At 73.0% G+C, this 8,509-nt stretch carries 7 protein-coding genes and 1 riboswitch; of the genes, 3 read left to right on the plus strand and 4 right to left on the minus strand.

Annotation, left to right across the window (positions count from 1 at the left end):
• Positions 1 to 84 precede the first annotated feature (84 nt).
• Both ACFWOG_RS37130 and ACFWOG_RS37135 read right to left on the minus strand, forming a co-directional pair.
• The gene (locus tag ACFWOG_RS37130; protein WP_329880272.1) at positions 85 to 285 is read right to left on the minus strand and encodes a hypothetical protein; all 201 of its coding nucleotides are present in this window, start codon (positions 283 to 285) and stop codon (positions 85 to 87) included.
• Positions 286 to 474: 189 nt separating this feature from the next.
• On the minus strand, positions 475 to 1,818 hold the full coding sequence (locus ACFWOG_RS37135; RefSeq protein ID WP_380363859.1) for a transglycosylase family protein: 1,344 nt from the start codon (positions 1,816 to 1,818) through the stop codon (positions 475 to 477).
• Positions 1,805 to 2,001, minus strand: a riboswitch (cyclic di-AMP (ydaO/yuaA leader). It overlaps the preceding gene by 14 nt.
• A gap of 234 nt (positions 2,002 to 2,235) precedes the next feature.
• Between ACFWOG_RS37135 and ACFWOG_RS37140 the strand changes: the two genes are divergently transcribed.
• Positions 2,236 to 4,455 carry a hypothetical protein gene (locus ACFWOG_RS37140; protein ID WP_380363861.1) on the plus strand — a complete coding sequence of 740 codons (2,220 nt, stop codon included), beginning with the start codon at positions 2,236 to 2,238 and terminating at the stop codon, positions 4,453 to 4,455.
• A 137-nt stretch (positions 4,456 to 4,592) separates the two neighbouring features.
• On the opposite strand, the gene ACFWOG_RS37145 is transcribed toward ACFWOG_RS37140, so the two are convergent.
• Positions 4,593 to 5,504, minus strand: coding sequence for a sirohydrochlorin chelatase (locus ACFWOG_RS37145; protein WP_380363863.1), 912 nt, complete (start codon positions 5,502 to 5,504; stop codon positions 4,593 to 4,595).
• 526 nt (positions 5,505 to 6,030) lie between these two features.
• On the opposite strand from ACFWOG_RS37145, the gene ACFWOG_RS37150 reads away from it, so the two are divergent.
• Positions 6,031 to 6,276 carry a DUF397 domain-containing protein gene (locus ACFWOG_RS37150; RefSeq protein ID WP_329880265.1) on the plus strand — a complete coding sequence of 82 codons (246 nt, stop codon included), beginning with the start codon at positions 6,031 to 6,033 and terminating at the stop codon, positions 6,274 to 6,276.
• Between the two features lie 357 nt (positions 6,277 to 6,633).
• On the opposite strand, the gene ACFWOG_RS37155 is transcribed toward ACFWOG_RS37150, so the two are convergent.
• Positions 6,634 to 7,155: an ATP-binding protein gene (locus ACFWOG_RS37155; protein WP_329880263.1), complete on the minus strand. Its 522-nt coding sequence runs from the start codon at positions 7,153 to 7,155 to the stop codon at positions 6,634 to 6,636.
• 415 nt (positions 7,156 to 7,570) lie between these two features.
• Between ACFWOG_RS37155 and ACFWOG_RS37160 the strand changes: the two genes are divergently transcribed.
• Complete coding sequence (locus ACFWOG_RS37160) at positions 7,571 to 8,437, plus strand: helix-turn-helix transcriptional regulator (RefSeq protein WP_329880262.1); 867 nt, start codon at positions 7,571 to 7,573, stop codon at positions 8,435 to 8,437.
• Positions 8,438 to 8,509 lie beyond the last annotated feature (72 nt).

Here is an 8,509-nt window from a genome sequence, read left to right on the forward strand (position 1 = left end):
GCGCATGCGCGCGCTGACGGATCGGACGAACGGCCGGGGTCCGGGAGCAGGCCGCTCCCGGGCCCCGGCCGTTCGTCGTGCGGATCAGCCCTCCTGGACGGCCGGGCGGTCCGGGGTGACCCGGTGGCCGTCGGCGGCGTCGCCGGTCCGGGTCTCGGTGCGCCGCCCCCGGTCCAGGTAGTCGCGGAGGATCAGTTCGACGGCGTCCTGCGGGCTCTTCGTGCCGGACAGCATCATCGCGTCGATCGCGAGGTTGGCGTCGAGCGTGACGGTGACCTGGGCCATGGTGACTCCTCCTCGGGGACAGAGCAGCAGCATGCCTGGTGCGGCCGGATTTGACCATGACCTTCCGGGGCGGGGCGTGCGGGGTTCCGGGGGCGGTCCGGCGCGGGACGCACCGGGGCCCCCGGGGAGGGAGCGACCTGGCTCCTCCCCGGGGGCCCCGGGCTTTCGCGGGTCAGACCCGGCCGTGGGTCAGACCCGGCCGGCGAAGTCCGGGGCCCAGTTGGCCAGGGTCTGGGTCCGCACGCCCGACCTCGGGTTGGCGGCCTCGACGTACTTGCCGTCACCGATGTAGAGCGCGACGTGGTGGACGCCGGAGTCCTTGCCGTTGTTGGACCAGAACAGCAGGTCGCCCGGCTTGAGGGCGTCGAGCGAGACGTGCGTGGACGCGGCGGCCTGGTCGGCGGCGACGCGCGGGACGGTGATGCCCGCGGCGCGCAGCGCGGCCTGGGTGAGGCCGGAGCAGTCCCAGCCGCCGTTGCCGGTGCCGCCGTAGACGTAGGCCTGGCCGACCTTCGACTGGGCGAAGGAGACGGCCGCGGCCATGCTGCCGGTGGCGGCCTGGGCCGGGGCCGGGGTCTCGGCCTGGGCGGCGGGCTTGGCGGCCGGCTTGGTGGCCGGGGCGGGGGTCTGGGCGGCCGGCTCGGTGGTGGCGGTGCCGGTCCCCGCGTCCTTGGCCCGGTTGAACCAGTCGAAGCCCTTGCCGGACTCCTCCGAGGCCTGGTTGCCCTTGGCCCGGTCGCCGAAGGTCAGGTGCTGGCCCGGGTAGATGCTGTGCGGGCCCTCGGTCAGGGTGGCGCGGTTGAGCTCGTAGAGCCGCTCCCAGCCGCCCTGGACGTCGTTCTTGTCGGCGATGGAGGAGAGCCAGTCGCCGACGGCCACGGTGTAGTCGGCGGACTGCTTCCGGTCGCCCTGCTGACCGCCCTGCTGGCCGGTCTGCTGGCGCCACTGGCGCCCGTCCTGGCCGCCGTCGCCCTGGCGGGCGGCGTCGGTGGCGGCGGGAGCCTGCGCCTGCGGCTGGGCGGCCTTGGGCGCGGCGGGCTGCGTGGCCTTCGGCTGGGCGGCGGGCTTGGCGGCCGGGGCCGGGGTCTGGACGGCCGGCTTGGCGGCGGCCGTGGAGGTGTCGACGGCGGCCGGGGTGCCGCCCTTGGTCAGGCCGGCCTTGACCGAGCAGACCGGCCAGGCACCGGGGCCCTGCACGGCGAGCACCTTCTCGGCGATCGCTATCTGCTGGTCCTTGGTGGCGAGGTCGGCGCGCGCGGCGAACGAGGTGCCGCCGAACTCGGCCCAGGTGGAGCTGGTGAACTGGAGTCCGCCGTAGAAGCCGTTGCCGGTGTTGATGCTCCAGTTGCCGGTGCTCTCGCACTGGGCGACCTTGTCCCAGGTGGCGACGGAGGCGGCCGAGGCGGTGCCGGTGGTGAGGCAGGGGATGGTGAGGCCGATGCCCGCGACGCCGAGGGTGGCGATGGCGCGACGGGTGCGGCTGGACAGGCGGGTGCCGTTGGTGGGCAGCATGAAGACGCGGTCCTCTCCCACGCCTGCGAGGTGAGCTGTCGGATTCGGGCTGGAGTTGCCCGGCCGCGCTGTGGACGCGGCTTCACCCCTAGCCCTGGTCGGTCCGGGGACCGGCCTGGGCGAACTACCTGTGGTTCCCCCGCTCCTGCCGTGGTGCTTCGTACTTCCAGCGCACCCGACGGCAGGACTCGGCGTTGCAGGGGAGCTGGGTCCGTGTGGCCACGAACGGGGAGCACGTTAAGCAGAGCCGCCTTCAAACCGCAAACATGTGTGAGCCACGTCACTGTTTGCGAAATCCGTGGTGGGCGGCTGTCCTTCATGATCAGAAATGACCGATTTCATGCAACGCCCGTCGCGGTCAACGCAACTGCCTATGCTTCAGAGCGTCGGTAGGACGCCGGCGCCGCCGCAGCCGCCCGTGGGGAGGGCTACGCACCGATGGCCATGGACGAGGACCCGGCCCCCGCCCGGCCGACCGGCCGGGCGCGCGGAGCGCATCGCAGGGCAAAGCATCGCAGAGCGGACATCCCACCCGAACCGCCCCTAACTCCCTTAAGTCGCCGCACTTTACTGCGCTGGCTCGCCGTCGGCACCGCCTTCGCGGCGGTCAGCGGCGAGGAGGTGCTGCGGCGCTCGCTGAGCGGCCCGACCGAACCGGTCGCCGCCGTCGCCGGATCGTCCACGGCCGTCGGCGCGGACCGGACGGGAGCCGGAGGCCACGGTGGGGCGTCCCCCGAGGCCGCTCCGGTGGGCGCCGCGCCCGAACAGCCGGCCCCCGCGCCCACCGTCGACCAGAGCGGCCGCCGCTGGTCCGACCCGGCCGGCTGGGGCGGTGCCGTGCCCGGCCCGAGGAGCACCGTGCGGATCACCGACCGGGTGCTGCTCGACACCGACGCCGCCGTCGGCACGCTGCTGGTGGAGCCGACCGGCGCCCTCACCTTCGCCGCCGACCGCACCCTCACCCTCGCCGCCACCGGGAACGTCGAGATCCGCGGCGCCCTCGCCCTCGCCCCCGACGGCACCCACACCCACACCCTGCGCTTCCCCGCCGTCGACGAGAGGCGCTTCCAGGGGGACGGCATGAAGGTCGTCGACACCGACGTGGGCCTCTGGGTCACCGGCGCCGGCTACCTGCGGCTCGACGGCGCCGCCAAGACCGCGTGGGTCCGCGCCGATCGCGAGTTGAAGGCCGGCGGCACCGAGCTGGCCCTGTCCGCCCCGCCCGCCGGCTGGCTCCCCGGCGACGAACTGGCCGTCACCCCGACCGGCCCGCCCGACCAGGAGGGCTTCGCCGCCCACTACGACCTCGTCACCGTGCGGTCCGTCAGCGGAGCCACCGTCACCCTGGAGTCGCCGCTGAAGCACGCCCACCCCCTGGTCGCCGCCGGAGGGGGCGTCACCGTCGGCGCCGAGGTGCTCAACCTGACCCGCACCGTCCGGGTCGAGGGCACCGCCGAGGGCCGCGCCCACGTCCACCTCACCAGCTCCCGGCGCGCCGACGTCCGGCACGCCGCGCTGCGCTGGGTCGGCCCGCGCGCCGACACCAAGGAGACCTGGAGAGGACAGGACGGCACCGCCCCGGTCACCGCGGCCGTCCTCGGCCGGTACGGGCTCCACTTCCACCAGCTCGGCGACGCCACCCGCGGGACCGTCGTCGAGGGCGTGGTCGTCCGCGACGCCGGCAGCCACGCGTACGTGCCGCACGCCAGTCACGGCATCACCTTCCGCAGCTGCATCAGCCACGAGACCTGGGAGGACGCGTACTGGTGGGACGGGCCGCTGGACACCCGCACCCCGCAGCGCCCCTCCGACGACATCGTCTACGAGTCCTGCGTCGCCTCCCGCACCCTGCTCGAACCCCACCCCCGCGCCTACCGGCTGACCGGTTTCAACCTCGGCGCGGGCACCGGCGGCAAGGCGGTGGACTGCGTGGCCGTCGGCGTCCAGGGCGCCGACGGGGCCTCCGGTTTCGAGTGGCCGGAGAACAGCGAGGGCGTCTGGACCTTCGAGCGCTGCCTGGCCCACAACAACCTGCGGGACGGCATCTTCGTCTGGCTCAACGCCCGTCAGCACCACGTGGTCACCGAGTTCGCCGCCTACCACAACGGCGGCTGGGGCATCGAGCACGGCGCCTACCTCAACGCCTTCGACTACACCGCGAGCGTGCTGTACGGCAACGCGGGCGGGGGAGTGGCGCTGCACTCGCTCGGCCGGGACGAGGGCACCGTGTTCGACGGACTGCTCGTCGACGCGGCCGGGCAGAGCGACTTCGCCGTCTCCACCGCCCGGCACGAACTCGCCGGACAGGCCGTCACCTTCAGCCGGAGCCGGTTCACCGGCTACCGGCGGGCCGGCGTGGCCTTCCGGGCCACCTCGGACGGGCAGCCGGACGACGTGCTGCTGCTGGACTGCGAGTTCGGCGGCAACGAGCTCTGGCTGGACCCGGAGGCCGTGCGGCCGAAGAACATCCTGCTGCGCCGGGCCGGGCAGACCGAGGTGCTCAAGGTCCGCAAGCCGGACGAGGAGGGCGCCGCGCAGCCGCAGTGGAACGCCGCCGCCGCGCCGGTGGCCACCTTCGCGGCGCAGTCCCGGCCGGTGCGGCTGCCCGCCCTGAAACTGAAGGACGCGGCCTCGCCCACCAGTCGGGTCGGCCGCTGAGGCCGCCCCGGCGACCGCGGCGGCGGTGCGGGGTCCCGGTCCGGCCGGAGGGCGGGGGACCGGACCGTTCCGGCCGGTGCGAGCAGCCGAAGGGGCCCGGAACGGATGCGTTCCGGGCCCCTTCGGACGGGCTTGCGCTACTGGGCGGCGTGCCGTCCGCCGGAGGGCTCCGCGGCGCCGTCCCCGGCCTCCGCGGCCTGCGCCTCGAAGTCGACGGCCGGCAGCGTGGCCAGGTAGGTGGAGGCGATCAGCTGGCCCACCGTCGGGTACGCGCCCAGCGGGGCGGCCGACGGGCAGCCGGACTCCTCGGCTGCCGTGGCGAGCAGCTCGGAGTCCGCCTCCGGGCCGATCACCAGGGGGGCCAGCGCCGGGTTCTGCGAGCCCATCTCCCGGAGGTGGGCGACGGCCGCGGCCACCGAGCCGGGCAGGTCGAGCGCGGCGGGGACGACGGGCACGGCCAGCCGGGCGGCCAGCAGCATGCCGGTGATCCCGGCGGCGTCGGCGGCGGCCTGCCCACCGACGGTGGTGAGCACCACGCCGTCGGCGGCGGTCGCGATGGCGAAGAGCCGGGCCCGGTCGGCGCGGGCCAGACCGGCCTCGGAGAGGCGCACGTGCACGGCCTCGGCCAGCAGCGGATGCGGGCCCAGCACGTCGGTGACGGGGGCGCCGTACTCGGCGGCGAGGGCGTACAGGTCGGTCAGGAAGTCGTGCGGGCCGGGCACGAGGGGCACGATGACCGGCGTGGGCAGGCCGGCCTCGGCCGCCTCGTCCAGCAGTTCGGCGACGGTGCGCTCGGCGCCGATTTCGGCGCCGTGGGCCGGAAGGTAACCGGCTGCCGTCTGCACGCCGTTCTGCTCGCTGCGGACGATGGACAGCAGCTCCTCGACCACGGACCGGGATTCCGGTCCGGCGGCCGCGGGCACGGCGAGCAGCAGGACCGGCGAACCGGTCGGGATTTCGGGGCGCTCGGGACGGCGGTGGCGCCCCCGCGCACGGGAGCCTGGGGTTCGGACGGGCAGTGGCGCGCCCGGGATGGCTGCGGTGCTCATGGCGGAGATCGTAGGACATTCCCCCGCCGTGCTCGCAGTCGGCTGCCGTACGAGGAGGGGCGGCCCATCCGAAAACCGGACATAACCGGCCCGAACCCGGTTTCTCTCCCGGTATCCGCTCAGATGCGAGAGGAGGAGCTCCGCGTTGCAGGAGGGGCGCGTGAGATGTCTCACAGGGCGGGCATCGTCTGACGGAGGGTCACAGTGGGGTCACAGCGGTGCGACTCCGGGCTCCCGAAGATCAACATTCAGCGGGTGGTCGCCTACGGGCCGTCATCGACATCCGGCCGATTCGGTCGACTATGTCCACTTACGTACCGTCAGGTGCGCGGCTCGTGAAGAGTTCCGGTTCGGTGTCGAAAAGCCCGTGCACCTGCAACGTCCCGTGCTGATGCACGTGCACTGGAGCTATCATCACGTCAAGTGAGGCGTTGTGCCGGGCCGGTACGGGGCCGGCCGAGCCGTTCGGCTGAGAGCCGGGGCGCCGAGCTGGACGACCCACTCCGGAGCTCTTCGGGAGATTTCTATGCACGACACGTTCGACACGTACAACGGGATGGCCGCTGCGGACCTCAAGGGCGTGGTCTGGCAGAAGAGCCTGCACAGCAACTCTCAGGGCAACTGCGTCGAGTTCGCCGCCCTCCCGGGGGGCGATGTGGCGATGCGCAACTCCCGCTTCCCGGACGGTCCGGCGCTCATCTACACCCGGGCCGAGATCGAGGCCCTGCTCCTGGGGGCCAAGGACGGGGAGTTCGACCACCTGGCGGTCTGACCGGCCGCCGGCTCCACCATCGGGGGGCCGTCGTGGGTGCTGACACCACGACGGCCTTTGTCTTACCGGCTCCGCCGCCCTGCGAGCCGTCGTGCCACGAGCTGCCGTTCCGCCGGCCCGGCCGCCGTTCGCGGGCCCTCGCCCGCCGGCCGCCGTTCCGCCCGCCAGGGTCACCCGCCGTCGCCGCCGTGCCGAGCCGCCGCACGCGGATCGGAGGGGCGCACCGCCGCAAGGGTGGCCGGTACCCGCTGCCCGAGGGTCACCGATCGCCGTTGCCGGGGTGTGTCGCGCTGGTGTGTGGTCTCCCGCCGGGCGGTGTGGTGCTCCCGGGGGTCCTGTCACGGGTCGTGCGCCGTGCTAGGCCGAGCGTCGGTGCCGTCCGCTCATCTCGGGGGCCGGGATCGACCGTTGTTCCGGTTCCGCCTCGAACAGCGCCCAGACGACCTTGCCGCCGCCGAGCGGGTGCCAGCCCCAGGAGTGGCTGAACGAGTCGACCAGGTGGAGGCCGCGGCCCGACTCCGCCACGAAGTCGGCCTCCCGCGCCACCGGGCCGATGTTGCTGGGGTCGCTCACCGCGCAGACCACCTGCGGGGAACGGTGCACCAGGCTTATTCGGATCGGCAGCCTCCCCTCGGCTGCGCACTGCATGGGAAAGTCGTAGTCGTCCGCCGCACCGGGGCGCGCGCCGATCGCGTGCCGCAGGGCGTTGGTCACCAGCTCCGAGGCCACCAGCGCGACGTCGTCGAAGAGCTCGCCCAGGCCCCAGCGGTGCAGGGCGGTTCTGGCGAAGTCGCGCGCGGTTCTGACGGCTTCATATCGAGGAGCGAGCGTACAGGTGACCACATGGGGGTCGACTGCCAAAGCCGTTCCGGTGCTCATGAAGAGCTCCTCCCATAAGGGGGCGGACACGGCTGGACCCGCCGGGGTCATGCCGGTCACCTCCGACTCGCTCGGCCGCACGGCCGCCCACTCGACCAGGCGCGCGCGCACAAGGGCCCGGAGGCGCGGGGGCGCTGCCGGGCCTGTGCACGGAGTCGCGCGTGGGGTCGACGCGGAGCCCGCGGGATTGCCAGGGATGTGCAGGTGCACGTGCACCATCGTCCTCTGCGCTCACTGCAGATGCAAGAGTCGATTCACGTGCAGTCGTTCAAATGGCATATGCAAGCGCCGGATGCACGTGCATCCTGGTGTGCGGAGTACAGAACTGATAGGAACATCCGTCAGTATCGGCACCGTGAGCGCTCAACTGATGGCAGACTGTGCGCTGTTTGCCCTAGGTGGAGGTTAGGACCACATGACCACAGTTCAGCCGGGCGGCGGCTCGATGGTCCGCCGGATCCTCCTCGGCTCCCAGCTGCGCCGCCTCCGGGAGGGGCGCGGCATCACCCGCGAGGACGCGGGCTACGCGATCCGTGCGTCCGAGTCCAAGATCAGCCGCATGGAACTCGGCCGGGTCAGCTTCAAGGAACGCGATGTCGCGGACCTGCTCAGCCTCTACGGAGTGGACGACGGCCTGGAGCGCGAGGCGCTGCTCGGGCTGGTCCGCGAGGCCAACAAGTCGGGCTGGTGGCACAGCTTCAACGACGTCCTGCCGGGTTGGTTCCAGACCTACGTCGGTCTGGAGGAGGCCGCCGCACTGATCCGCACCTACGAGGTCCAGTTCGTCCCCGGCCTGCTCCAGTCCGAGGAGTACGCACGGGCGGTTTTCGGCCAGAGTCGGCCGGTGATCAGCGAGGAGGAGGTCGAGCGCAGGGTCAGCCTGCGGATGCGCCGCCAGAAGCTGCTCACCGAGGGCGAGAGCCCCCGCCTCTGGGCGGTCATCGACGAGGCGGCGCTGCGCCGTCCGGTCGGTGGGCCGAAGGTGATGCGCGGCCAGGTCCAGTACCTGATCGACGCGGCCGAGCAGGCCAACGTCGTGATCCAGGTCATGCCGTTCCGCTTCGGTGCGCACGCCGGTGAGTCCGGTGCGTTCACCATCCTGCGCTTCCCCGAGCAGGACCTGGCGGACGTCGTGTACCTGGAGCAGCTGACCAGTGCGCTGTACCTCGACAAGCGCGACGACGTCGACGCCTACATCCAGGTGATGGAGCGGCTCTGCGTGGACAGCCTCACGCCCGAGCGCACCATCGACCTGCTGGCCTCGATCCTGAAGGAGCGCTGAGCGCCGGACGTCCCCGTCCGCCGCGCGCCGCTCCACCGGACGGCCGCCGGCCCCGCGGTCTCAGCCGCGGGC

It is taken from the genome of Kitasatospora sp. NPDC058406, from assembly GCF_042722765.1.
Classification (GTDB): domain Bacteria; phylum Actinomycetota; class Actinomycetes; order Streptomycetales; family Streptomycetaceae; genus Kitasatospora.